The organism is Hoeflea algicola (genome assembly GCF_026619415.1).
GTDB lineage: Bacteria > Pseudomonadota > Alphaproteobacteria > Rhizobiales > Rhizobiaceae > Hoeflea > Hoeflea algicola.
This window is the reverse complement of record NZ_JAOVZR010000001.1, coordinates 1,813,547-1,837,209: the sequence shown is the minus strand read 5'-3', so window position 1 is coordinate 1,837,209 and position 23,663 is coordinate 1,813,547. Positions and strand designations below refer to the sequence as shown.

The window sequence follows — 23,663 nt, the reverse complement described above, 5'->3', positions numbered from 1 at the left end:
CCGCGTTATGTTACTGTATCGTAACAGAACGATAAAAAGCGTGATTTGGAAACTCGGAGTCGCGGCCTTATCTTGCAGCCCATGAATTAGGGAATGGAGCGATCGACCACGCGGGGGGATGTGTGGAATCGCTTCAACAGACTGGGGACGGCATGGCCTTTGGGAGGCCATGACCAATCAAGCGGGAAACGGCGGACCTTATGGGTAGCGATGTAGTAGGCTTTCAGACCACGATTTCGCGGTCTATCTCCCTGTCGGGCATTGGCGTGCACTCGGGTGAGAATGTCTCTATCACCTTCCACCCGGCCGATCCTGACACCGGAATTGTTTTCAATCGACATTTGCCATGTGGTGATGTGATCAGCGTTCGCGCTGTGTCCTCGCAGGTTGGCTCGACCGATCTGTGCACCCTGCTCGGCAAGGCGCCCGACCGTTCGGTTGCGACAGTCGAGCATCTGATGGCAGCTCTCTATGCGCTCAGCGTCGACAATATCAGCATCGACATTGACGGCAGCGAAGTGCCGATCATGGATGGCAGTGCCGCGGTGTTCATCGAGGCATTCGACAATGCAGGCCTGATCAACCATCCGGTCAAGCGCCGCTACATCCGTGTCATCAAGCCGGTTCGCATCGAGATGGGCGGTTCCTGGGCCGAGTTCTCGCAGCACAACGGCACCCGGTTCGAAATCGACATAGATTTTGAATCGCCGCTGATCGGCCGCCAGTCCTGGAAGGGCGAAGTTACCGCCGACACGTTCCGCCGCGAGCTGGCCCGTGCCCGTACTTTCGGCTTCATGCGCGATGTCGAGCGGCTGTGGGCTTCGGGCCACGCGCTGGGGTCGTCGCTGGAAAACTCGGTGGTGATCGGCGACGACGACAAGGTGATCAATGTCGAGGGGCTTCGGTTCCGTGATGAATTCGCCCGCCACAAGACGCTGGATGCCGTGGGCGACCTGGCTCTGGCCGGTGCGCAATTCATCGGCTGCTATCGCAGCTACCGCGGTGGTCACAAGCTCAATGCGATGGCGCTGCGGGCACTTCTGGCCGACCAGACGGCCTATGAAGTCGTCGAAGCGCCGGCACGTCGCGATACCGTTCGTCACGGCGAACTGGTGGCTGTCAACGCTGCGGCGTTCGCGCCGTGGGCGCTCTGACCAGCCGATTGCTGCTGCATATCACTGCTTTCTTGCCTATACTGCTGTTTTTGAAGGGACGCTTTGCCACAAAAATGCGGCAAAGCGTCTTCATGACGTTGCGAAGTTCGGTCATTTCCGGATAGAAACGCGGGTCTGGTTCTGCGGATGGATTGCATCCGCGGCTGTTGAGAGGTTTTGCAGAATGGATACTTCGGGCAAGGGTAGGCGCGGGCGCGCAATTCGAGTTGCGCTCATGGTCGCCGGATTGGCCGGCGTTTCGTCGTTTGTCAGCGCGTGTCAGTCCGATCCGGACATCGACATTACCGCCTATGCACAATCTATCGAACCGGCCGACGTGCTCTACAATCAGGGACTTGCTAATCTGGAAGCCGGCGAGCTGACCGAAGCGAGCCGCAAGTTCGAGGCGGTCGACAAGCAGCATCCCTATTCCGAGTATGCGCGCAAGGCGATGGTGATGAGCGCTTTCACCAATTACCGCCAGGGGCAATATTCCGAAGCGATCAATACCGCCTCGCGTTATCTCAGCTTGTACCCCAATGACGAGGATGCGGCTTACGCGCAGTACATCGTCGGGTTGGCTTACTATCGGCAGATCCCTGAGGTGACACGCGACCAGCGCACCTCGGCGCGCGCCATCGCAGCCTTTACCGAGGTAATCGAGCGCTATCCAGAGTCCGAATATGTCGAGGACAGCCAGGCCAAGCTGCGCTATGCGCGAGATCAGCTCGCCGGCAAGGAAATGCAGGTCGGTCGCTACTATCTCGAGCGCAAGGAATATGTTGCCGCCGCCAACCGGTTCCGGCTGGTGGTCGAGCAGTATCCCAACACCAGACAGATCGAGGAGGCGCTGGCGCGGCTGGTCGAGACCTATTACGCGATGGGGCTCGAAAGCGAGGCGCAGACAGCTGCGGCCGTGCTTGGCCACAACTATCCCGACAGCCAGTGGTATGCCGATTCCTACAAGCTCCTGCGCACGGGCGGTCTTGAGCCGCGCGAGAACAAGGGCTCCTGGATTTCGCGCGCCGGGTCCCGCCTCGTCGGCGCCTGAAGCAGGGCGCGATGCTGGTACAGCTGTCGATCCGCGATATAGTCCTGATCGAGAAGCTTGATCTCGAGTTTGACGCCGGGCTCTCGGTCCTCACCGGTGAGACCGGGGCCGGCAAATCCATATTGCTTGACAGCCTGTCACTGGCGCTCGGTGGCCGCGGCGATGGTTCGCTTGTGCGCCATGGCGCCGACAAGGGCCAGGTTACCGCCGTGTTCGATGTTGGCGCGGATCATCCGGCGCGGCTGCTTTTGCGCGACAACGGCATTGATGATGACGGTGATCTGGTGTTTCGCCGGGTGCAATCGGGCGATGGCCGCACGCGGGTGTTCATCAACGATCAGCCAGCCAGCGTGGCGCTGATGCGCGAAGCCGGGCAACGGCTGGTGGAAATTCACGGCCAGCATGACGACCGCGCCCTGATCGACATGGATGCCCACCGGGCGCTGCTTGATGCCTTTGGCGGCCTGAGTGAGCGCGCGGCCGAAGTCGGTGCGCTGCATGAGAGCTGGCGCGAAGCGGAACGGGCGCTTAAAGCCCACCGGGCGCGGGTCGAGGCGGCGCGGCGCGAGGCCGACTGGCTGCGCTCATCGGTCGACGAGCTGGAAAAGCTGGTGCCGGTGGAAGGCGAAGAGGAACAACTCGCCGAAAGCCGTTCGCGGATGATGAAGGCCGAGAAGATGGCCAGTGACATCAACGAGGCTGATGAGGTGCTCAGCGGCCAGGCGTCGCCGATCCCGGTGATCAGTGGCTTGCTCCGGCGGCTTGAGCGCAAGGCCGAACAGGCGCCGGAACTTCTCAACGACACGGTGGCGGCGCTGGATGTCGCGCTCAATGCGCTGGCTGAAGCCCAGACCGCCGTCGAGGCGGCGCAGCGGGCGGCGGATTTCAACCCGCGCGAGTTGGAAGAGACCGAGGAGCGGCTGTTTGCATTGAGGGCGGCTGCGCGCAAATACAATGTGCCCGTGGATTCGCTGGCCGAATTGGCGGCGCGGATGATGGCCGATCTGGCTGATCTCGATGCCGGTGAAGAACGGCTGTCGGCGCTTGAAGCCCGGGTGGGGCAGACCGAGGCCGCGTTCCTGCAGTCGGCCAAAGTCTTGTCGGAACGCCGCCACACGGCGGGTGCTGCGCTGACTGCTGCGGTGATGGCCGAGTTGCCGGCGCTGAAGCTGGAGCGGGCCGAATTCATTGTCGAGATCAGCAGTGATGCTGCCAATGCCGGACCGACGGGAATCGATTCCGTGGCTTTCCATGTGCGCACCAACCCCGGCTCGCGGCCCGGCCCGATCATGAAGGTGGCCTCAGGCGGCGAACTTTCGCGGTTCCTGCTGGCGCTGAAAGTGGCGCTGGCCGATCGCGGTTCGGCACCGACGTTGGTTTTTGACGAGATCGACACCGGCGTGGGCGGAGCGGTGGCCGATGCCATCGGCAAGCGGCTCAAGCGGCTGGCTGATGGCGTTCAGGTGCTTTCGGTCACCCATGCACCGCAGGTAGCGGCGCGGGCTGCGACGCATTTGCTGATTGCCAAGGGGCCATCCGAGGAAGGTTCGACAACCGTGACCACCCGGGTGCGCAGCATGGGGCTCGATGACCGGTGCGAGGAAATCGCCCGGATGCTGGCCGGCGAGCACGTTACCGCCGAAGCGCGTGCCGCAGCCGCACGGCTACTGGATGTGGCGGACTGAGGAGGTCTGGCCCGGTACGGGGCAGGGATCCGGCATGCGTGGCTGTTGATTTGCCTACCAGAAAGTCTTGTTGAAAACCGATGGCCCTTCGAGCCGCGCCATGATGGTCATGACGTGGTCGGTGGTATTGCGGGCGCTGTCCGCGCTCCGCCGCATATTGGCGCTGTCCCGGGCATCATCCGAGATCAATTCAACCACGCCCCGGAGTTGATAGGCGGTGTTCATGAAGCTTGCGGCTGTTTCCGCGTCTTCGGGGCTCATTCTGGCGGTGAGGGGAGCGTCATCGTCCATCACCTCGAGATAGGCCGTGGGCACGGAACCGTCCGTGGCTGTGCCCGGATTGGCGGGTTGCTCCAGCCCGGCCAGCGTCTTGAACGCGGAGGCAAAATCGGAGGCCGCGGATTCAAGCTCCTTGGCCATCCGCGCTGTGTGGCCGGCAAGAAAACCCGGGGCGAGATTGAACAGCGACAGCGTGTTCATCTGCTCCTTGAGGTGCTTGAGCCGGTCCTCTGCAAAAGCCTTGCGGCCGAGCGCTGCCGATTCGACGAAATTGTCGAGCAGCGCCAGCGAGTCTAAAGCCTCATCACCGGCTTCAACGGATTCGGGCGTCACCGCTGCCGATGCGTTGGTGAGGATCGCCCGCTCCGTGGTCACCCTGGGAGCGGTGAAAAATTGTGTGCCGACGATCATCTGTCCGTCATTCCTTCATCGCGGCGCCAAGACCCGCATGCCGCATCAGCCTACACTGCAAATCCTAATTGCTGATTGATGTTCACGCGCCCGATAGAGGCCTTTTCATTTGCCCGGATTTCTCTAAAACGGTGCTGATCGCCGGAGCCCCAACATGACCCATCAGCCAAAACCGGTAGCCGAGTTGTCGGAAGCGGAAGCGAAGACCGAACTGGAACGGCTGGCCGCTGAAATTGCCCGTCATGACGAGGCCTATCACGGCCATGACGCGCCGCTGGTCTCTGATGCCGAGTATGACGCGCTGAAGCAGCGCAACCTTGCCATCGAGGCGCGATTCCCGCATCTCAAGCTCGCCGATTCCCCGTCCGAGAAAGTCGGCGGCGCGATAGCCGAAGGCTTTGGCAAGATCACCCACAAGGTGCCGATGCTGTCGCTCGACAATGCGTTTTCCGACGAGGACGTGCGCGATTTTGTCCATTCCGTCTACCGCTTCCTGGGGCAGTTGCCGGACAATTCGATTGCGTTCACCGCCGAGCCGAAGATTGACGGATTGTCGATGTCGATCCGCTACGAGGATGGCAAGCTGGTCACCGCCGCCACCCGTGGCGATGGCACCACCGGCGAAAATGTCACCGCCAACGTCAAGACAATCTCGGAAATCCCCAACCAATTGCCCGATGGCGCGCCGGAAGTGGTCGAGGTGCGCGGTGAGGTCTACATGGCCAAGCAGGACTTTCTGGCGCTCAACCAGCGCATGGAAGCCGAGGGCAAGCCGACCTATGTCAATCCGCGCAACACGGCGGCGGGTTCATTGCGTCAGCTCGACGCCAAGATCACGGCCAGCCGCAAGCTCAGGTTTTTTGCCTATGCCTGGGGCGACATGTCGGCGATGCCTTCTGACACCCAGCACGGCATGATCGAGACCTTTGCGGCCTGGGGCTTTCCTGTCAATCCGCTGACCAAACGGCTGGGCAGCATCAAGGGGTTGATCGACCATTACAACGAAATCGGGCTGGCCCGCGCCGATCTGCCCTATGATATTGACGGGGTGGTCTACAAGGTCGACCGGCTGGACCTGCAGGCTCGGCTTGGCTTCCGCTCGCGCAGCCCGCGCTGGGCGATTGCGCATAAATTCCCGGCCGAAAAGGCCGTGACCAAACTCACCGCCATCGACATCCAGGTCGGCCGCACCGGCGCGCTGACCCCGGTGGCGCGGCTTGAGCCGATCACCGTCGGCGGCGTGGTGGTCACCAATGCGACGCTGCACAATGCCGAGGAGATCGAGCGGCTCGGCGTTCGAATCCATGACACGGTCGAGATCCAGCGCGCCGGCGATGTCATTCCGCAGATCTTGCGGGTGGTCGATTCACCCGATGACGCAGAGGCGTTCGAATTCCCGAACATCTGTCCCTGCCATCTCAAGACGCCGGTGATTCGCGAGGAAACCGCGGGCGGTGTAGAAGGCGTTATTCGCCGCTGTTCGGGTGAGTTTGCCTGCCCGTTCCAGCGCAAGGAACATCTCAAGCATTTTGTCTCGCGCAAGGCCTTTGACATTGATGGCCTGGGCGAGAAGCAGATCGAGTTCTTCTACGACGACAAGACACTGCCGATCCGCCAGCCTGCCGACATCTTCACGCTGAAGACGCGTGACGAGGCCAACGGCTTGCAACGGCTGAAGAACCGCGACGGCTATGGCGACACATCGGCGCAAAAGCTGTTCGACGCCATCGAGGCGCGCCGGACCATTGCGCTCGATCGGCTGATTTTCGGGCTCGGCATCCGCCATGTCGGCGAGCAGACCGCCAAGACCCTGGCGCGCGCCTACGGGACCTGGGAGGCGTTGCACGAGGCGGCATTGGCCATTGCCGGGGGTGACAAAGCGGCGATCGAGGAGATGGATGCGCTCGACGATATCGGTCCCGCAGTGGTTGAGGCCATCGGCCGCTTCTTCGGCGAGCCGCACAATATCGACATGGTCGAAAGACTGCTAGAGCAACTCACCATTCTCGAAGCCGAAAAGCCGGCGCAGGATTCCCCCGTCGCAGGCCTCACGGTGGTGTTCACCGGCAGCCTCGAAAAGATGACCCGCGATGAAGCCAAGGCGATGGCCGAACGGCTGGGCGCCAAGGTGGCAGGCTCGGTGTCGAAGAAGACAGACATCCTGGTTGCCGGCCCCGGCGCCGGCTCAAAACTCACCAAGGCGCAAGGCCTGGGTGTGCGCACCATGACCGAGGACGAATGGTTCGAGCTGGTCGGCTGACACAGGTTACATCAAACCTGATCGGGGTGACGCGACCTGCCTTAGGCATAATCGACATTCAGCCTAGGCAACATCCTGCGTCTTGAGGCTCTGAATCTGTGTGGAGTGGGCACTGATATCCTGCGGATGCTGAGCGATCACCGTTTGGTTCCTGCCGTTGCGCTTGGCATCGTAGAGCGCCTCGTCGGCACGATTGATCAGCATTTCGGGTGTCTGGTCACCCTCCCACAGGGCCAAACCGATGCTGATGGTCACCCGGCTTGCCGGGGTGTCTCCCGAGGTCTTTAACCGGAACGATTCAACGGATTTGCGAATCCGCTCGGCTACCGCGAAAGCATCGCTTGCGGAGGTGCGGGGCAGCACCACGAGGAATTCCTCGCCGCCGTAGCGCGAGACTATGTCGCCGTCGCGCAGGGCGACGCTGATCTTGTTGGCCACCCCCTTAATGCAGTCGTCACCGGCGGCGTGGCCGAGAGTATCATTGAGCTGTTTGAAATTATCGATGTCGAGCATTAGGAAGGCGATAGCCCGTTTGGCATAGGAGGGGTCGCTCCAGATCCGATCGATATCTTCCTGGGTTGAACGCCGGTTCTGAATTCCGGTTAATGGGTCGAGATTGGCGATCACCTGCAATTCGGCATTGAGGCTCGCCAGTGCCTCTTGGTCGCGCAGTTCCCGGATTTTCGATTTGAAGCTTTTCCACTGGCTTCTCAGTGTTGCCTTTCGGGTCGAGGCGAAAGCAACGATCACACCGCTGTAAAAAAGACTGGTGCTCAGCGCCAGCCAAGGATCGGGGACCGGACCGGTCATGAGCATGCCGGCATGGAGAATGATTGCCGCGACAACCCCGGCGACCGTCCAGCGAAACTCGATAGGAAAGAACAGGATTGCGGTGGCCACCGTAAACAGCGCCCCCGTGAGATAGCGTTCAAACAGCGAGACCCCGCCCAACGCCCCCAGCGCACCGGACCCAATCATGATGGTCGCCGAGACCACGACCAATGTCGCACCCTGGACCCAACTTGCCCGCTGCCGTCCCCAGAGCAAGTAGAGACCTAGCAGAATGGTGGAGACAATGAATCCGCGGATGGCCAGCGTCGCCATCAACAGTGAGGGGCTGACAAGGTAGTCGAAAGACATCAGGAGAAAGTTGAAGACGAAAGCCGCCTGCAGCCAGGCGCGCGCCTTGAGCGAATGCGCCGCCCAGGAATAACTGTCGTAGAGAGCGCTGAGCGCAGGCGATGCATCGGGCAAGGAGCTATCCTGCGTCAGCACCCGGTCAGGAAGCATGACGCGATCAGTCATCGCTGTTTTAAGCGCATCATTATAGATGCGCTGGCTGAGTGCCCGGTGATCTGTTTGCCTAGTGTTCTTCATTGTCGCGGAACGTAGCATCCGGTTGTAAAGAATGGCTTTCTTGCCGATGGCGCTTTGCCGCAGCAATAAAACGCCGCGGCGACGGGGATGGCGAGGACCAGGTGGCGATGATCAGCAGCAACTGCCAGCGTACACACGCTTTGGCCGGTCCGCGTGCGTGCACCTGGCGGTATTGTTTCGCCTTGCGAGATCCAACCGAGAAACAGCGCCGCAAATCACCCGTTCAGGTGATTGAATGCGGCGGTGTCGGGCTGCTTACTCATGCCGGGACCATCATCAGACATTGGATGATTTCCAGGGATGGGGCGCAATTTTCGGCTCGGGCAAGATCCGGCGAAGCGATGCATCTCCCTGGATGGCAATAGACATTGGGGAATGCACATGAAAATTCAAACCACCGGCCTGATCGGCCTTGCCGTTCTGCTTTCGGCCTGCCAAACGCCTTCCCCCGCGGCCAAGTCGGAAGCTGCCAAGCCGGAAACCTTCGATACGGCGGCCTCGACTGCCAACGCCTTTGCCGCGACGCCTGCCAATCCGGCGATGTGTGCGATCGCCCTGCAAAGCGGGCCACCGCCAAAGCCTGCAAAGGGGGCTGATTTTGCGAAAAATGCGGTTGGCAAGAACCTGGCGCGCAATGTCGGGCGCAATGTGCTCGGCAACATGATCGGCGGCGGCATCATCGGCGCCACCGTGGCAAGCCAGGTTGTCCGCACCGAGCAGGACCTGGGTGGCAAGTGGATGGCCACCGACGGATCCTCCGGTTGCGGCTGCGAGATTCAGATCCGCACCGGCGCAGGTGTCATCGCCCAAGGGTTCGGCAGCCGCAGCGGCTACAAGCTGAAGGATGCCAAGGGCGGCAACATGAACAATCTGTCCTGCGCGAACCCGCACCTCGCCAATGTCGGACGATTTGCGCTTGGCTACAGTTTCACCGGCTACGATGCCACTCTGGCGATTGAAAGCCGCAATGGTCAGCCGGTGGCCGAATTGAAGCGCGACGGCATCAACTATTTCTCCGGCAACCTGGCAGATGGAACCCCGGTCACCATGTGGCGGCGCGGCGGCTAGATATGAGCCTTTTGACTGGTTGGCCCCTGGCCAGAGGAACGACCGCCTGATGGTTTGGCGGGCCAATCTTCTCTGAGCCGTTCCGCTTACACCAGCGCGAAGCGCAGGATCACGAACAGCACACCCGACAGCACCGCGGCGGCGGGGACGGTGACCACCCAGGCCGCGATGATCGACAGGAAATGCGAGCGCCGAACCAGCTTGCGGCGGCGCTGCTCGTCGGGCCGGCCAGTGTTGCTGGCTGTGGTCTCGTCATCTGCCTTGTTGATGCTGTGGCGGGCGACATATTCGGCCCGGCGGGTGGAATTCTCGGTGTACCATTCACGGAAGAACCCGACCCCGAAGACAGCGCCCACGGCAATATGGGTGGAACTCACCGGCAGCCCCAGCCAGGAGGCGAGAATCACGGTGATCGCCGCCGACAACGCCACGCAATAGGCGCGCATCGGGTTGAGCTTGGTGATCTGGTTGCCGACCATGCGGATCAGTTTCGGGCCGAACAACAGCAGGCCGAGCGAAATACCCGCCGCGCCGACTGCCATCACCCACAGCGGAATTACCACCTTTGAGGCAACTTCGCCGACTTCGGCGGTATGAACGATGGCCGCAAGCGGGCCAACCGCGTTGGCCACGTCATTGGCGCCATGGGCAAATGACAGCAGTGCCGCGGAGAAGATCAGCGGCAGGCCGAACAGTTTTCTCAGCGACTGGTTGCGGTTTTCAAGCCCGCGCGATTGTCGGGCGATCACCGGCCGGGCGACGATCCAGCTCAGGATGGCCACGCCGAAGCCGATCAGCAGCGCCGTGCCGAGGGGAACCTTGATGATGGCCTTGAAGCCCTTGAGCGCCAGATAGGTGGCGAAGGTGCCGGTCATGATGGCGATCAGCACCGGCACCCAGCGCCGGGCAGCGGCGATCTTGTCATCCTGGTAGATGATCGCGGTCTTGATGAAGGCCAGAAACGCTGCGGCGATAATCCCGCCGAGAAATGGCGAAATCACCCAGCTTGCGGCAATCGAGCCCATGGTCGGCCAGTTGACCGCGTCGACGCCGGCAGCAGCTATGCCCGCGCCCATCACGCCACCGACGATCGAATGGGTGGTTGATACCGGTGCGCCGAGCCAGGTGGCGAGATGGATCCACATAGCCGCTGAGACCAGCGCCGCCATCATCAGCGCAATGAAGACATTGGGATCGGAAACGGCAACCGGATCGATGATGCCCTTGGAAATGGTGGAGACCACGTCGCCGCCGGCAATCAGTGCGCCGGCGCTTTCAAACACGGCGGCAATCGCCAGCGCCACGCCCAGCGTCATCGCCTGCGAGCCGACCGCCGGGCCGACATTATTGGCAACATCATTGGCGCCGATATTGAGCGCCATATAGGCCCCGATCGTGGCCGCGGCGACGATCACCACCGCGCCGGGATGGCCGGTCACGAAAACGGCGGAGATGACGGCGCACAGGAAGATGAACACCAGCGCCAGGCCGGGCGTGACAAAGCTGCGGTTGAGCAGGCCGGTGGCCTCCTCCATCACAGCAATCTTGTCGAGATCCTTGTCGAGCGTTGGCTTGCGGTAGGTATCGGGCATTGGAGGTTGTGTTTCCCGTGTTCCGGTCCAGTCCGGCTTGCCGGTTCGTACCGGCTGAAGCCCGATCCGGCAGCCTTGAGGCCGCCGATGTGGTGTCGATGAACGCCTGCCGCGGTTCCGTCAAGCCGAAGCCCGGCTGTATCAACGTATTTTCCCGGTTCCAGGCGGTTTTGAAGTAAATGTGACGTCAAAGGCGCAGGTCAAGCCCAATCCCCGGCTACCGGCGCCGCTTGTCAGTAAAGACCAAAGCGTCGATAAAGACGACAGCCCTGCCGCCGGATCAGTCAGGGCAGAGCACCGGACTGGAGCAAAATACGCCATGAGCAGATTGTTCGAAGAACTCGATTACCGGCCGACGCCGATCGGTGCGCTGGTGCTCAGACGACGGCGCGAGGCCCGGCTCGGGGTGGATATTCTCGAGATCAAGCTCGGTGAAGAGCACCTGATGTCGGATCTGTTCACGGCATCGGAAATCGCCCTTGCCACGTTGGGGCTGGCGGCCAGGCCGGGCGAGGGGCTTGACGTGGTGGTCGGCGGGCTCGGGCTCGGATTTACCGCAAAGGCCGCGCTTGATGAGCCACGTACCGGTTCGCTGATCGTCGTTGAGTATCTCGAAGCAGTCATCGACTGGCACGGCACCGGCCTGTTGCCGCTGGGCCCGGAACTGACCGGCGACCCCCGCTGCCAATTGGTGGAGGGCGATTTTTTCGCCATGGCCCGCGGCGAGGGCGGTTTCGATCCGGACGCGCCGGGGCGCTTGTTCGATGCGATCCTGCTCGACATCGACCATTCGCCTGACGCGCTGCTCGATCCGCGCAGCGAGAGTTTCTACCAGCCGGAAGGCCTTGCGGCGCTGGCAGCCCACCTCAAGCCGGGCGGGGTGTTCGGGCTCTGGTCGGATGAAGGCACCGACGACAGTTTTACCAACCGGCTGGCGCAGGTGTTTGCCGAAGCCTGGGCCGAACCGGTGACGTTTCACAATCCGCTGCAGGACAAGCCGTTCACCCAGACCGTATATCTGGCGCGCAAGGCGGAGGTTGTCTGAGCGCGTGCACACTTGATGCGTAATCCGGCGTATCAGTGCGCTTCATCTCAACATCAATGCTATTGAATTGACAGGTCAGTAATGCTGACCTACCGATCGGGCCTGCATTTGGAGCCCTGATGACCACTTCCCGACGACATTTCTGGCACGGTGCGCGTGACAGCCTGCCGATCGTTGCTTCCGCAGCGCCCTTCGGCCTGCTGTTTGGCGCGCTCGCCGTGGATAACGGCCTGAGCATTGGCGAAGCGGTGCTGATGAGCGCCATGCTCTATGCTGGCGCCAGCCAGATGGTCGGCATCGAGCTGTTCGGCGCCCATGTGGCCCCCTGGCTGGTCGTTTTTTCGGTGTTTGCTGTCAATTTCCGCCATGTACTCTATTCGGCAGCGCTGGGGCGCAAGATGGATCTGATCCCGGGATGGCGCAAGGCTGTCGCGTTCTTCTTTCTGGTTGATCCGCAGTTTGCAGCCGCCGAGACCCGTTATGAGGTCGGCAAGCCGCTGACCTTCGCCTGGTATATGGGGTTGGCTGTGCCGATCTACATCTTCTGGGTGCTGGAGGCGTGGGCCGGCGCACTGTTTGGCAATCTGATCGCTCATCCCGAAGCCATTGGCCTGGATTTCGTGCTGTCGATCTATTTCCTCGGCCTGGTGCTGGGATTTCGCAAGCGCGCCAACTGGCTGCCGGTGGTCATTGCCTCGGGTCTCGGGTCGATACTGGCTTACTGGCTGGTCGGCTCGCCTTGGCATGTCAGCCTCGGTGCGCTGGTCGGCGTCTGCGTTGCCGTGCTGCTGCCGCTCAAGCCCGACGATCCGGTGGCTGACGCGGCGGAGGCGCCATTATGAGCAATGATTTTCTCGGCGTATCGGTCAATATCTGGATCATCATCGCCGGTGCGCTGGTCACCTATGCGACGCGGGTGGGCGGGCATCTGGTACTGTCGCGGGTCAAACGGATTCCGCCGCGGGTCGAGGCCGCGCTCAACGCCGTTCCCGCCGCAGTGCTGACCACCCTGGTGGCGCCGGCAGCCGTGTTCAACGGCCCGGCCGAAGCACTGACACTGGGGATCTGCCTGGTGATCGGCCTGCGTATCCCGATGATGGCCATGTTCGGCATCGGCTGGGCGCTGATCGTGGCGCTCAGGGCTGCGGGGCTGTAAAGGCCAAAGGCGACCGGCTGTTTTTTCCCAGTCCCCTTTGTATCCGCGATCCCCCGTAGTTTACAGCGGCTCCGTCGCTGCCCCCAACCACGTCAATGCCGTGTCACCCGACAACAGCGGCGAGAGTTCTTCGCGCACCCGGGCGTGATAGGCATCGAGCCACTCCCGCTCGACCTGATCCAGCAAGTCCTTGAGGATCAGCCGCTGGTCGATCGGGCACAGCGTCAGCGTGTCAAACCCGAGCATTGGCTTGTCGCCGCCGGGAATGTCGCGCGGCGGATGCACGGTGACCAGGTTCTCGATGCGAATGCCGAACCCGCCGTCACGATAGTAGCCCGGTTCGTTGGAAACGATCATGCCGGGCAGCAGTTCCTGCACGCCGCGCCGTGAAATCGTCTGCGGGCCTTCGTGAACCGAAAGATAGCTGCCGACGCCATGGCCGGTGCCATGGGCGAAATCGGCGCCGGCCTTCCACAGCGCAATCCGGGCAAAGGCGTCGATGTCCAGGCCGCGGGTGCCTTGCGGGAAGCGCAGCAGGCTGATGGCGATCATGCCCTTGAGCACCAGCGTGAAGAACCGCTTCTGCTCCTCGGGCACGTCGCCCACGGCAATGGTGCGGGTGATGTCGGTGGTGCCGCCGACATATTGCCCGCCCGAATCAATCAGCAGCATTTCTCCGGATTCAACCCGGCGGTTGGTCTGGGTGTTGACCCGGTAATGCATGATCGCCGCATTTGGCCCGGCGCCGGAAATGGTGTCGAAGGACAGCGCCTTGAGCGGCATCTGCATGGCTTCGCCGGTGTCGCGGCGAAACTGTTCGAGCTGACGAGCCGCGCCGATCTCATCGAGACTGCCTGGTTGTTGATCGTCGAGCCAGGCCAGAAACCGGACCATCGCGGCGCCGTCCTGACGGTGTACGGCAGCGCTGCCGGCAATTTCGGCGGCATTCTTGGTGGCGCGCGGCAGGCGGGCGGGGTCGGTCGCCGTCAGCACGGTTCCGCCCGCAGCCTTGATCAGCATCGGGATGGCATGCGAGGCCACGGCCGGGTCAACCATGATCTTGCCACCGCTACGGCCCAGCGCCGTCAACGCCTCGTCAAAGCGTGACGGTGGATTGAGATCGGCGAGCTGCGTCAGATAGGCTTCGGCCTCAATCCCGGTCTTGCGCTTGTCGATAAACAATTGCGGCCGGCCATTGGCAGGGATGATGGCGCGCGACAGCGGGTGCGGTGTCGAGGGCAGGTCTTCGCCGCGAATGTTGAAGCTCCAGGCAACCGAGGACGGGTCGGCCAGGATCACCGCGTCAGCGCCGCCGTCGCTTGCGGCCTCGGCGATCATTGCCAGCTTGTCGCGCGCGGGCCTGCCGGCATAATCGAGCGGCTGGATCGTCACCGTGCCCAGCGGCGGCTGCGGCCGGTCCTGCCAGATCGCGTCCACCGGGTTGCGCTCAAGCAGCACCAGCTTGCCACCGAGACTGTCGAGCGCTGCCTCGAGCTTCTCGACATCGGCGGTGGGCCAAGTCCAGGGATCGATGCCGAGCCTGAGTCCCTTGAGGCCCGAGTGGGTGAGGTGGTGCGCCAGCGGCGTGGCGATCAGGTCCTGATAGGTAAAAGTCGCGGCGTCGGTCTGGGCCCGTACCTGGGCGGCGTAACGGCCATCGACAAAGATGTGCGCCTGCTCCTTGAGCACCAGCACCAGCCCGGCGGAACCGGTAAAGCCGGTCAGCCAGGCCAGCCGTTCGGCGCAAGCCGGCACATATTCACCCAGATACTCGTCCGAGCGCGGCACCGCCACGGCGTCGATGCCGGAAGCCTTCAGGTTGGCACGCAGGCTGGCTATGCGGCTTGCCGCCTGATCGGGCGAGGAGAGCACGTCGAAATTTTGAAACATCATGGAGGTCCCGAGGGTCTGTTGATGACGCCGTTATAGCAAGGCGCGGGGAATTTGGCAGATCCCCGAATGCAATTTCTCCCGACCGTCCAGCCAAATATTCGGGCGGCAAGCAAAAATGCCTAATTCATGCGCATGTTGCATTGGTCGCGCGCAACTCATGCGACCACCGCATAGCTCCCGTGCAAACTCTGGTCTGCACATTCGCGCAGGAATCCTTATCTTCAAAACACAGGAGGAGTGAAGTTTCACTCGACCAAAAGGAACATGCAAATGTCCAGCAAATTCTTCCAGAATGCCTTCAACCGCCTTGTCGCCGCCCGCGAACTTCAGGTTCGCCGCTACGTCAATGGTTCGCTGTTGACGATGGATGACGATCAGCTTGCAGCGCTCGGTCGCACCCGCGACGAAATTCGTCGCGAAGGCTCGCAGGCCTACCTGTTCTAGGCTTCATGCAGACTGAACCAGTACAGTCGCAATAGACAGCAACGGCTCCTTCGGGGGGCGTTTTTTGTTGCTCGTATTTGCGCACTGGTGTGTCCACTGCGTTGGCAGTGACCGACGCTTATTTCAGATGGATCGTCACCCAGCCATTGCGCCACAGGGTCTCGACATGGTGCAGGCCCTGGCCGTTATAGGCGGCGAGCACCTGCCAGCGCTGGCTGGCCAGAATCCCCGACAGGATCACCGAACCGCCGGGCGCTAAGTGCCGCTTGATCTCGGGTGCCATGCGCATCAGCGGCCGGGCCAGGATGTTGGCGATGATCAGCCGGAACGGACTGGCATCGGCAAAGGCGGTGGCGTGAAAGCCCGGCGCGGTGAGGCAATCGATCTGCGCGGTGCGGTGGTTGTGGCGCACATTGGCGCGGGCCACGCGTGTTGCCACCGGGTCGATATCGGTGGCCAGCACCCGCACCGGACCGAGCTGGGCAGCGGCAATGGCCAGCACGCCGGAGCCGGTGCCCAGATCCAGCACCGGATTGAACCAGGCGGGGCCACCGGGGCCTGCGCGCATCACCTTTTCAATCATTTCCAGGCAGCCCGCGGTGGTGCCGTGGTGGCCGGTGCCGAAGGCCTGGCCTGCTTCCAGCTCGATCGCCAGATCGTGCGGGCGGACCATGTCGCGGTCATGGCCGCCATGAACCAGGAACCGTCCGGCACGCACCGGCTTGAGCCCCTCAAGCGATTTGGCGATCCAGTCGACATCGCCAAACAGTTCGGTCTGAATCTCAACGCCGGGGAAATCTGCTTGTAGACAGGCGGCGATCTGCGCCTTGAGCGCTTCGTCAGGGTCGCCGGTCTGGTAGGCCGAAGCCTCCCAGATCCCGTTTGCCTCGTCGACCTCCATGGTGGCGATCGGCACAAATCCGTCCTCGAACAGGTCGCTCAGAAGATCAAGCGCGCGGGCGGCGCCGGCCTCGTCGGTGACGATGTAAAAACGATGGTCGCTCACGAACGGTTGTTTCCTTCGTCGCTGGAGGTCTTGGCCGCGGCGGTCATTTCTGCCTTGCGCGCGGTCTTGCTTGCCGCCTCGGCCTTGGAGCCGTCACGCGGCAGGGCAAAACTCAAGATCCGGTCATTGGCGCCGGGTGAGTTCGTCGTCGTTGACGCAAACACCAGCGCGCCCGAGGGCTTGATCCACAACAGCACCATGGCGCCTTCGGTGCGGGCCGCCTGATAGGCTTCCCAGCCGAACTCGTCGGTCAGGCGGGTTAGCTGAAAGGTCCAGCCCTTGAGCAGCTTTTCGCGTAGATCGAGGAAGCTCACGGTTTCCTTGGTCAACGAGCGGCCACCCAGGGTGAAGCTCAGCGCCTGGCGTGCCTTGTCGTCGATACGGCCGATCTGAAACACCCGGTCGCGGCCGAGTTCCGGGCCGAAATCGGTGCAGACCAGTGCATTGTAGGCATCGTTGTCGCCCGCCGCGATCAGTGTGGAAAAGCGTTTCGGGTCGATCGCGTGGTGGGCCGTTTCCGACAGTACTTCGCCAAAATAAACTGGAATGTTGGCAAGCCGAGCTTCGGCCAAATGGTTCCAGTTCTGGTCCGCCAGCATCACCGGCACTTCCGCCTCGTTGAGCTTGGCGGCAAGGGCCGTCGACCAGCGTGAGCCGCCGACGATCAGGACGCCGGGCTGGGATGTCTTCTTGAGCTTGAGGAAGGCCGCCAGCGGCGCCAGGGTGAAGCCGTGCAGCACGATGGTGGTGACGACAACAGCAAAGGTGAAGGCCACCATCCGGCCGGCATCCTCGACGCCGACATCGGCCAGCAATGTGCCGAACAGGCCGGACACGGCCACGGCGACGACACCGCGCGGGGCAATCCACGAGGTCAGGATGCGTTCCTGGATGGTGGCGCCGGAGCGGATCGTGGCGATCATGATCGCCACCGGGCGTATGATGAACAGCAATGTCGCCACAAACAGCGCCGCGCTCCAGTCGAGCGACTTGATGTCGGCCATGCTCAGCGAAGCGGTGAGGATGATGAACACGCCCGACACCAGCAAGGTAGTGATGGTTTCCTTGAAGCGGCGCATATCGGTGAGCGAGGCGATGCGGCTGTTGGCCATCACCACGCCCATGATGGTGACGGTCAGAAGCCCGGCTTCCTCGAGCACCATGTTGGTCAGCGCATAGGACAGGATGATGACGGCCAGCAGCACTGGCGCCTTGAGATATTCGGGCACATGGCCGCGGATGAAGGACCAGACCACCGCCTTGGCCGCAAACCAGCCGACGCCAATCGACAGCGAAAAGCCGAACACCACCAGCATCACCAGGTTGTCGGCTTCGTGCAGCCCGATGAAAACCAGGATGCCTTCAAAGGCAACTACGGCAAACAGTGCGCCGATCGGATCGTTGACGATCGCCTCCCAGCGCAACAACGAGGCAGGGCGGGCGTCGAGCTGGGCCTGGCGCAACAGCGGCATGATCACCGTAGGTCCAGTGACCACCAGAATGGCGCCGAGCACGATCGCCGTTGGCCAGCTCAATCCGCCGATATGATGAGCGGCATAGGCGGCCATCACCCAGGTCAACGGTCCGGCATACATGATGATGCGCCGTACTGCGGTGGAGGTTTCGCGGATTTCCCTGACATTGAGGGTCAGTCCGCCTTCAAACAGGATGATGGCCACGGCAATCGATACCATCGGCCGGTAGATGTCGCCGAAATCGGCTGCCGGGTCCAAAAAGCCGGTGGCCGGGCCGGCGATGAATCCGGCGGCCAGCAGCAGCACGATGGCCGGCAATTGCAGCCGCCAGGCGCACCATTGCGCGACGATGCCGGCGGCGCCGATCACGGCGAGTTTGAGAACGATGTCGTCCATGCCGGCTCCCGTCGTGGCGTGCCGGGTTGCCCGGCCGCACGGTGTTATGATGCTTCTAATGCATGTTGCGATCAAATGGTTTCATTAAAACGACAACCGACATGCATCAATCAAACAGCTACAGCGCCGCGCACCCAGTCGGATGCACTGCGCTGTTGTCTGTTACGGCAAATCTGCCGCGGCGGTTGCCTTTATAGAAGATTTTTGAGCTTGGCCACAGCATTGTCGGGATTTTCGCCCCAGGCAATGGTGCTCTTGAAGCGGCCCTGGGCATCAAGCAGGAACACCGAGGCAGTGTGATCCATGGTGTAATCGCCTGCTGGATCGGCCGCATCCACCGGCACCTTCTTGGCATAGATGTTGAAGCCCTTGATCACCTCGGCGATCTTTTCGGGCGCGCCGGAAATGCCGATTACCCGGTCGGTCACGCTCGACACATAGTCGCCAAGCAGTTCCGGCGGGTCGCGTTCCGGGTCGACGGTGATGAAATAGGCGCCGATCTTGTCGCCATCGGGATCGACCTGCTTGAGCCAGCCATCGAGTTCGAACAGCGTCGTCGGGCAGACTTCCGGGCAATGGGTAAAGCCGAAGAACAGTGCCGTGGGCCGGCCTTGAAACGCGGCTTGGGTGATCGGCGCGCCGTTCTGGTCGACGAGCTCGAATGGCACGCCATAGGGTTTGGCGGCGGTTTCTGTCTGGCTTACCTGCCATTCATAGGTGAGCCACCCCAACGCCACCGCGACAGCGGCAACCAGAACCCATATTACGATGCGGAAGGTCTTCATGTCTCGGCTCTCATTCCTGGGTTATGGGGTCCGGCAGCTGCAATCCCGTGCGGTGTCGGGCGGCAGGTCCGGTCAGTTTCAGTCGATCAGAGGCACCAGGCCAGTCCGTTGGCGCTGAGCGCGTGATAGAGCGCCGCCCCGTTGGCAGTCCAGCCGGCAAAGGCAAATCCGGTCAGCACGGCAGCAATCAACAGCACCAGCGCGCCGATAATCAAGCGGCGGGGCACGAGGCTCCTGTGCGGGTGTACGGGTGCAGTGCTCATGACGCCTGTCTAGCGCGCGTCCCGCTTGATGCCAAGCAGCAAACCCTTTCAATTGTCCGTGACAGGCTCCATATCAGATCCAGTGAAATCATCCTGCGCGGGACCGGAACCAGAAGCATTTCCGCGCGTTTGCCGAGCAAGGAGACTGTCCATGACCCTCATTCAACGCCCCCTCACTGCCCTGTCGGTGGGTCTATTTGCCGCGCTGTCGCTGGCGGCTCCCGCTGCGGCTGAACAGGTCGGCGAGGTCGGCGTCGACTGGCTCGGCAATGACATCCTGATCGATGCGGTGACCGACCCGGAAGTTGCCGGCGTCACCTGCCATGTGGCCTATTTCGACCGTGGCGTCATCGACCGGCTGCAGAAGGGCAACTGGTTCGAGGATCCGTCCAACGCCTCGATCTCCTGCCGCCAGACCGGTCCGATCACCATCAAGGACATTGATCTCGACGAGGACGGCGACGTGGTGTTCAAGGAATCACGCTCGCTGATCTGGAAATCGCTGGTGGTGCGCCGGATCTACGACAAGGCCAATGATACGCTGATTTACCTGGTCAATTCGCAGCAGGTCCAGGACGGCTCGGCCAAGATGAACATCTCCACCGTGCCGCTCTACGGTCAGGACGTGACCTGGGAAAACGGCAAGCCGTAAGGGGCGTCCCTAAGCCTTGAAGATCACTGCGGCGCCGATAGCGATCAGCGTGAACCCGGCCAGATGGTTCCAGCCAAGCGGCTCCTTTAAAATGACGACGGAGAAGCCGGCGAAAACGATCAGGGTGATCACTTCCTGCATGGTCTTGAGTTCGGCTGCGGACCAGACCGCATGGCCGATGCGGTTGGCGGGCACAGCGAGGCAGTATTCGAAGAATGCAATGCCCCAGGATGCGGCGATGACGATCAACAGCGGTGAAGATTTGAATTTGAGGTGACCGTACCAGGCGAATGTCATGAAGACATTGGAAGCCAGCAGCAACAGGACTGGTAGCCATTTGACAGCGAAAGGCGAGAGACTCATGGCAGTGATCTCCACCGCAGGATGCGATGCGGAAAATCACTGCAGATATTTTGGCCCGTTCGTCAATAGCGTGTTTCCGCGCCCGCCGTTTCTTTCGCCCGATTGCCAGATCTGACGGCTTCTCGAACAGAGACCGCCCTCAATACCCCACCGTCGCCGAGCCTGTTCGGCGCGGGTCCGATGCCCCCAGCAGCAGGCCCTTCTCTACATCGACATGGATCGACTGGGTCGAGCCCATCACGCTCTTTACCGCTATCTTGTGGCCTTTGGCTTCAAGTGCTGCCACCGTGTCGCGGCTCAACCCGCCATCCTCGACGCGGATTTCGTCGGGCAGCCATTGGTGGTGGATGCGGGCGGCGTGGGTGGCTTCGGCGACGTTCATGCCGTGGTCGATCATGTTGGAGATCACCTGCAGCGTGGTGGTGATGATGCGCGAGCCGCCGGGGCTGCCGGTGACCAGGAACGGCTTGCCATCCTTGAGCACAATCGTCGGGCTCATCGAGGACAGCGGCCGTTTGCCGGGCTCCACCGCATTGGCGTCGCCGCCGATCAGGCCATAGGCGTTGGGCACGCCCGGCTTGGCGGAAAAATCATCCATCTCGTTGTTGAGCAGCACGCCGGTGCCCGCCGCCGTCATGCCCGAGCCATAGGAAAAATTCAGCGTGTAGGTGTTGGATACCGCGTTGCCATCCTTGTCGACGATGGAGAAATGCGTGGTCTGGTCGCTCTCATAGGGCGCCAGCTTGCCGGGCTTGATCGAAGCGGACGGCGTGGCGCGGTTGAGGCTGATGCCGTCGCGGATCTTTGCCGCATAGTCCTTCGAGGTCAGGGCCTTGACCGGCACATCGGCAAAATCCGGGTCGCCGAGATATTCCGAACGGTCGGCATAGGCGCGCTTCATCGCTTCCGCCATCAGATGGATGGTGTCGGATGAATTGTGCCCGAGATAGCCGACCGGATAGCCCTCCATCACATTGAGGATCTGGATAATGTGGGTGCCGCCGGAGCTTGGCGGCGGCATCGAGACAATCTCGTGGCCGCGATAGGTTCCGCTGACCGGCTCGCGGATGATTGCCTTGTAATTCGCCAGATCCTCAACGGTCATCGAGCCGCCAGCTTCCTGCACCGACGCGGCGATCGCTTCCGCCACTTCGCCTTTGTAAAACCCGTCCGGACCTTCCATTGCGATTGTCTTCAGCGTCGCCGCCAGATCCGGCTGTTTGATCACGTCGCCGGGCTCATAGAAGCTGCCGTCCTCCTTGTAGAAAATCGCAGCAGAAGTCGGCCATGCCTTGAGCCGCTTTTCCAGTCCCTTGAGACTGTCGGCCAAATCGGCGGTAACGGTGATGCCGTCCTCCGCCAGCCTGATCGCCGGGGCTGCGGCCTCGGCCAGCGTCATGCTGCCATAGGTTTCGAGCGCCAGTTGCATGCCGGCCACCGTGCCGGGCACGCCGACGGCGAGACCGTGAAACCGCGACAGATTGCTGTCGGCATTGCCGTCGGCGTCGAGATACATGTCGCGGGTGGCGCTGGCGGGCGCCATCTCCCGGTAGTCGATGGCTTTTGTCTCGCCGCTCTCCGCATCATGCACCAGCATGAAGCCACCACCGCCGAGATTGCCGGCGCGGGGCAGGGTAACCGCCAGCGCCAGCGCCACGGCGACACCGGCATCCACCGCATTGCCGCCATCCTTGAGTACCTGCAACCCGACTTCAGAGGCCAACGCCTCCTGCACCGAGACCATCGCGGATTTCGCCCAGACCGGGTGCACCGCATCCATGCTGGAAAAGATCGCCGCTTCCTGCGCAACGGCTGCAACAGGGGCAAGCGCGATCATGGCGGCGGAGGCGAGGGCTGTTAGCGGGCGGATCATCGGGGCGGTCCTTTCAAAATGGCGGCTGGGCAAGGTCATGCGAGGGCAATACGGTGAGCCTAGACCGGATTGTCTGTTTGGTACAGAATTCCGGGGCTCGCGAATTTCACAATGCCGGTTTGTTTCTTCGCGGTGGGCGGGTAGAAGGAAGCCGGTCGGGGCATGAGTTTCCCGTCAGCTGATAATAGCCCCCGAAGGAACGCCCTTGAACGCCCCTGACCGTATCGAAGAGTTGTTGACCGCCACCACAGACGCGTTCCAGAGCGGGTCTCTGATCCGCCTCAAGCTTGGCGGCTATCACGGCACGGAGCCGGAACTGAAGTCGGTCGAGGTCAAGAAGATCGCGGTCAAGGGTGGGGAGAAGTACTCCTTCACCTACAAATACAAGACCCGCGACACGATCAAGAATTACGTGGAACCCGAAGCGCTGGCGCTGTTGCGCGAGGGTCTGAAGCATGAGTTTCGCAGTGCGCAACTGGCGACCACCGAATTCGACATGCTGTTCGAGCGCAATGGGCAGAAGCAGCGGCTCAAGCGCACCGAAGTGCAGGGTCGCGAGGCGCCGTCGACCGATCACAACCGGGCCAAGAACCGGCCGCTCACCGAAACTGACAAGCCCTGGCTCAAGGCGCTCGGGATTGCCGGCAAGAACGGCGCGGTGCGCCACGACGCGCAGGACAAGTTCCGCCAGATCAACAAGATGGTCGAGATCTTTGCGCCCTTGATTGCCGCGATCAAACCCGAACGACCGCTGATCGTCGATATGGGCGCGGGCAAGGGCTATCTCGATTTCGCGCTCTATGATTATCTCACCACCATCGCCAAGCGTCCGGTCCGCATCATTGGCGTCGAGATGCGCGCGCAACTGGTCAGCGACGGCAACGCCACGGCAAAAGCATCAGGCTTTGAGGGGCTGAGCTTTCAAGCCGGCACGATCATGGATTTTGACGCCTCTGGCGCCGATGCGGTGATCGCGTTGCATGCCTGCGACACGGCCACCGATGACGCCATCTTCAAGGGCATCAGCGCCGGCGCCTCGCTGATTGCGGTGGCGCCATGCTGCCACAAGCAGACCCGCCGGCAGATGGAAGCAGGCCAGCCCGACGCGCGGCTCGAGCCGCTGCTCAGGCACGGCATCTTCGTCGAACGCCAGGCCGAGATGGTTACCGATACGCTCAGGGCGCTGCTCTTGGAGCTCAACGGCTACAAGACAAAGGTGTTCGAGTTTGTTTCCGACGCGCACACGCCGAAGAACAACCTGATTGTCGCCGAAAAGGACGGCCGGATGGGCCGTGACCGCGACGCGGTGCTCAAGCAGATCACCGAGATCAAATCGATGTTCGGCATCGAGCAGCATTATCTCGAAGGCCTGCTCGGGCTGTGACGCGGGAGCGTGCCTGAACCCGCCGCCTGTCGGGTTCCATTGGCATTCGCC

The 23,663-nt window shown here is 62.0% G+C and carries 21 protein-coding genes; 11 read left to right on the top strand and 10 right to left on the bottom strand.

The window, feature by feature from the left end:
- Positions 1 to 200 precede the first annotated feature (200 nt).
- The 3 genes from lpxC (at position 201) to recN (ending at position 3,890) form a co-directional block, all read left to right on the top strand.
- Positions 201 to 1,154: a UDP-3-O-acyl-N-acetylglucosamine deacetylase gene (gene lpxC, locus OEG84_RS09045; protein ID WP_267653451.1), complete on the top strand. Its 954-nt coding sequence runs from the start codon at positions 201 to 203 to the stop codon at positions 1,152 to 1,154.
- A gap of 184 nt (positions 1,155 to 1,338) precedes the next feature.
- Positions 1,339 to 2,205 (top strand): outer membrane protein assembly factor BamD, encoded by an 867-nt coding sequence (locus tag OEG84_RS09040; protein ID WP_425602831.1) that lies wholly within the window; start codon positions 1,339 to 1,341, stop codon positions 2,203 to 2,205.
- Positions 2,206 to 2,216: 11 nt separating this feature from the next.
- Positions 2,217 to 3,890, top strand: a complete 1,674-nt coding sequence (gene recN / locus OEG84_RS09035) for a DNA repair protein RecN (RefSeq protein ID WP_267653449.1) — start codon at positions 2,217 to 2,219, stop codon at positions 3,888 to 3,890.
- Positions 3,891 to 3,944: 54 nt separating this feature from the next.
- On the opposite strand, the gene OEG84_RS09030 is transcribed toward recN, so the two are convergent.
- The gene (locus OEG84_RS09030; protein WP_267653448.1) at positions 3,945 to 4,580 is read right to left on the bottom strand and encodes a hypothetical protein; all 636 of its coding nucleotides are present in this window, start codon (positions 4,578 to 4,580) and stop codon (positions 3,945 to 3,947) included.
- Positions 4,581 to 4,734: 154 nt separating this feature from the next.
- Here OEG84_RS09030 and ligA point away from each other — a divergent pair, with 154 nt between their 5' ends.
- Positions 4,735 to 6,840 carry an NAD-dependent DNA ligase LigA gene (gene ligA / locus OEG84_RS09025; RefSeq protein ID WP_267653447.1) on the top strand — a complete coding sequence of 702 codons (2,106 nt, stop codon included), beginning with the start codon at positions 4,735 to 4,737 and terminating at the stop codon, positions 6,838 to 6,840.
- Positions 6,841 to 6,903: 63 nt separating this feature from the next.
- Here ligA and OEG84_RS09020 read toward each other — a convergent pair whose 3' ends face one another.
- Positions 6,904 to 8,217, bottom strand: coding sequence for a GGDEF domain-containing protein (locus tag OEG84_RS09020; RefSeq protein ID WP_267653446.1), 1,314 nt, complete (start codon positions 8,215 to 8,217; stop codon positions 6,904 to 6,906).
- Between the two features lie 381 nt (positions 8,218 to 8,598).
- On the opposite strand from OEG84_RS09020, the gene OEG84_RS09015 reads away from it, so the two are divergent.
- The gene (locus tag OEG84_RS09015) at positions 8,599 to 9,285 is read left to right on the top strand and encodes a hypothetical protein (RefSeq protein WP_267653445.1); all 687 of its coding nucleotides are present in this window, start codon (positions 8,599 to 8,601) and stop codon (positions 9,283 to 9,285) included.
- Positions 9,286 to 9,371: 86 nt separating this feature from the next.
- Here the strand turns inward: OEG84_RS09015 and OEG84_RS09010 are convergent, their stop codons facing one another.
- On the bottom strand, positions 9,372 to 10,877 hold the full coding sequence (locus OEG84_RS09010; protein WP_267653444.1) for an inorganic phosphate transporter: 1,506 nt from the start codon (positions 10,875 to 10,877) through the stop codon (positions 9,372 to 9,374).
- A 319-nt stretch (positions 10,878 to 11,196) separates the two neighbouring features.
- Here OEG84_RS09010 and OEG84_RS09005 point away from each other — a divergent pair, with 319 nt between their 5' ends.
- From OEG84_RS09005 to OEG84_RS08995, 3 genes are all read left to right on the top strand, one after another.
- Entirely contained in the window at positions 11,197 to 11,922 is a 726-nt protein-coding gene (locus OEG84_RS09005) for a polyamine aminopropyltransferase (protein WP_267653443.1), read from the top strand.
- A 119-nt stretch (positions 11,923 to 12,041) separates the two neighbouring features.
- Positions 12,042 to 12,764: an AzlC family ABC transporter permease gene (locus tag OEG84_RS09000; protein WP_267653442.1), complete on the top strand. Its 723-nt coding sequence runs from the start codon at positions 12,042 to 12,044 to the stop codon at positions 12,762 to 12,764.
- Entirely contained in the window at positions 12,761 to 13,078 is a 318-nt protein-coding gene (locus OEG84_RS08995) for an AzlD family protein (protein WP_267653441.1), read from the top strand. Before OEG84_RS09000 ends, OEG84_RS08995 begins: the two co-directional genes overlap by 4 nt.
- Positions 13,079 to 13,138: 60 nt before the next feature.
- Here OEG84_RS08995 and OEG84_RS08990 read toward each other — a convergent pair whose 3' ends face one another.
- On the bottom strand, positions 13,139 to 14,968 hold the full coding sequence (locus OEG84_RS08990; RefSeq protein ID WP_267656132.1) for an aminopeptidase P family protein: 1,830 nt from the start codon (positions 14,966 to 14,968) through the stop codon (positions 13,139 to 13,141).
- Between the two features lie 273 nt (positions 14,969 to 15,241).
- On the opposite strand from OEG84_RS08990, the gene OEG84_RS08985 reads away from it, so the two are divergent.
- A complete protein-coding gene (locus tag OEG84_RS08985; protein ID WP_267653440.1) occupies positions 15,242 to 15,415 on the top strand; it encodes a hypothetical protein in 174 nt (57 codons plus the stop codon).
- Between the two features lie 118 nt (positions 15,416 to 15,533).
- Here the strand turns inward: OEG84_RS08985 and OEG84_RS08980 are convergent, their stop codons facing one another.
- The 4 genes from OEG84_RS08980 to OEG84_RS08965 all read right to left on the bottom strand — a co-directional run bounded on the left by OEG84_RS08980 (position 15,534) and on the right by OEG84_RS08965 (position 19,340).
- A complete protein-coding gene (locus OEG84_RS08980) occupies positions 15,534 to 16,421 on the bottom strand; it encodes a 50S ribosomal protein L11 methyltransferase (RefSeq protein WP_267653439.1) in 888 nt (295 codons plus the stop codon).
- Entirely contained in the window at positions 16,418 to 18,292 is a 1,875-nt protein-coding gene (locus tag OEG84_RS08975; RefSeq protein WP_267653438.1) for a cation:proton antiporter, read from the bottom strand. The genes OEG84_RS08980 and OEG84_RS08975 overlap by 4 nt, the downstream gene beginning before the upstream one ends.
- A gap of 191 nt (positions 18,293 to 18,483) precedes the next feature.
- Positions 18,484 to 19,077, bottom strand: coding sequence for an SCO family protein (locus tag OEG84_RS08970; RefSeq protein WP_267653437.1), 594 nt, complete (start codon positions 19,075 to 19,077; stop codon positions 18,484 to 18,486).
- 86 nt (positions 19,078 to 19,163) lie between these two features.
- Positions 19,164 to 19,340: a hypothetical protein gene (locus tag OEG84_RS08965; RefSeq protein WP_267653436.1), complete on the bottom strand. Its 177-nt coding sequence runs from the start codon at positions 19,338 to 19,340 to the stop codon at positions 19,164 to 19,166.
- 151 nt (positions 19,341 to 19,491) lie between these two features.
- Between OEG84_RS08965 and OEG84_RS08960 the strand changes: the two genes are divergently transcribed.
- Positions 19,492 to 19,992, top strand: a complete 501-nt coding sequence (locus OEG84_RS08960; RefSeq protein WP_267653435.1) for a CreA family protein — start codon at positions 19,492 to 19,494, stop codon at positions 19,990 to 19,992.
- Between the two features lie 9 nt (positions 19,993 to 20,001).
- On the opposite strand, the gene OEG84_RS08955 is transcribed toward OEG84_RS08960, so the two are convergent.
- Positions 20,002 to 20,355: a DMT family protein gene (locus OEG84_RS08955; RefSeq protein WP_267653434.1), complete on the bottom strand. Its 354-nt coding sequence runs from the start codon at positions 20,353 to 20,355 to the stop codon at positions 20,002 to 20,004.
- 139 nt (positions 20,356 to 20,494) lie between these two features.
- Positions 20,495 to 22,228 (bottom strand): gamma-glutamyltransferase, encoded by a 1,734-nt coding sequence (gene ggt / locus OEG84_RS08950; RefSeq protein WP_267653433.1) that lies wholly within the window; start codon positions 22,226 to 22,228, stop codon positions 20,495 to 20,497.
- A gap of 205 nt (positions 22,229 to 22,433) precedes the next feature.
- Between ggt and OEG84_RS08945 the strand changes: the two genes are divergently transcribed.
- Positions 22,434 to 23,612 carry a class I SAM-dependent methyltransferase gene (locus tag OEG84_RS08945; protein WP_267653432.1) on the top strand — a complete coding sequence of 393 codons (1,179 nt, stop codon included), beginning with the start codon at positions 22,434 to 22,436 and terminating at the stop codon, positions 23,610 to 23,612.
- Positions 23,613 to 23,663 lie beyond the last annotated feature (51 nt).

Excerpts from the sequence above, each read along its gene's own strand:
- OEG84_RS09020 (WP_267653446.1), bottom strand. The coding sequence starts at position 8,217 with ATGAAGAACACTAGGCAAACAGATCACCGGGCACTCAGCCAGCGCATC.
- OEG84_RS08985 (WP_267653440.1), top strand. The coding sequence starts at position 15,242 with ATGTCCAGCAAATTCTTCCAGAATGCCTTCAACCGCCTTGTCGCCGCC.
- OEG84_RS09015 (WP_267653445.1), top strand. The coding sequence starts at position 8,599 with ATGAAAATTCAAACCACCGGCCTGATCGGCCTTGCCGTTCTGCTTTCG.
- recN (WP_267653449.1), top strand. The coding sequence starts at position 2,217 with ATGCTGGTACAGCTGTCGATCCGCGATATAGTCCTGATCGAGAAGCTT.
- OEG84_RS08955 (WP_267653434.1), bottom strand. The coding sequence starts at position 20,355 with ATGAGTCTCTCGCCTTTCGCTGTCAAATGGCTACCAGTCCTGTTGCTG.
- OEG84_RS08975 (WP_267653438.1), bottom strand. The coding sequence starts at position 18,292 with ATGGACGACATCGTTCTCAAACTCGCCGTGATCGGCGCCGCCGGCATC.
- OEG84_RS08965 (WP_267653436.1), bottom strand. The coding sequence starts at position 19,340 with ATGAGCACTGCACCCGTACACCCGCACAGGAGCCTCGTGCCCCGCCGC.
- OEG84_RS08990 (WP_267656132.1), bottom strand. The coding sequence starts at position 14,968 with ATGTTTCAAAATTTCGACGTGCTCTCCTCGCCCGATCAGGCGGCAAGC.
- ligA (WP_267653447.1), top strand. The coding sequence starts at position 4,735 with ATGACCCATCAGCCAAAACCGGTAGCCGAGTTGTCGGAAGCGGAAGCG.
- OEG84_RS08995 (WP_267653441.1), top strand. The coding sequence starts at position 12,761 with ATGAGCAATGATTTTCTCGGCGTATCGGTCAATATCTGGATCATCATC.
- OEG84_RS08970 (WP_267653437.1), bottom strand. The coding sequence starts at position 19,077 with ATGAAGACCTTCCGCATCGTAATATGGGTTCTGGTTGCCGCTGTCGCG.
- OEG84_RS08960 (WP_267653435.1), top strand. The coding sequence starts at position 19,492 with ATGACCCTCATTCAACGCCCCCTCACTGCCCTGTCGGTGGGTCTATTT.
- OEG84_RS09030 (WP_267653448.1), bottom strand. The coding sequence starts at position 4,580 with ATGATCGTCGGCACACAATTTTTCACCGCTCCCAGGGTGACCACGGAG.
- OEG84_RS09040 (WP_425602831.1), top strand. The coding sequence starts at position 1,339 with ATGGATACTTCGGGCAAGGGTAGGCGCGGGCGCGCAATTCGAGTTGCG.
- OEG84_RS09000 (WP_267653442.1), top strand. The coding sequence starts at position 12,042 with ATGACCACTTCCCGACGACATTTCTGGCACGGTGCGCGTGACAGCCTG.
- OEG84_RS09005 (WP_267653443.1), top strand. The coding sequence starts at position 11,197 with ATGAGCAGATTGTTCGAAGAACTCGATTACCGGCCGACGCCGATCGGT.
- lpxC (WP_267653451.1), top strand. The coding sequence starts at position 201 with ATGGGTAGCGATGTAGTAGGCTTTCAGACCACGATTTCGCGGTCTATC.
- OEG84_RS09010 (WP_267653444.1), bottom strand. The coding sequence starts at position 10,877 with ATGCCCGATACCTACCGCAAGCCAACGCTCGACAAGGATCTCGACAAG.
- ggt (WP_267653433.1), bottom strand. The coding sequence starts at position 22,228 with ATGATCCGCCCGCTAACAGCCCTCGCCTCCGCCGCCATGATCGCGCTT.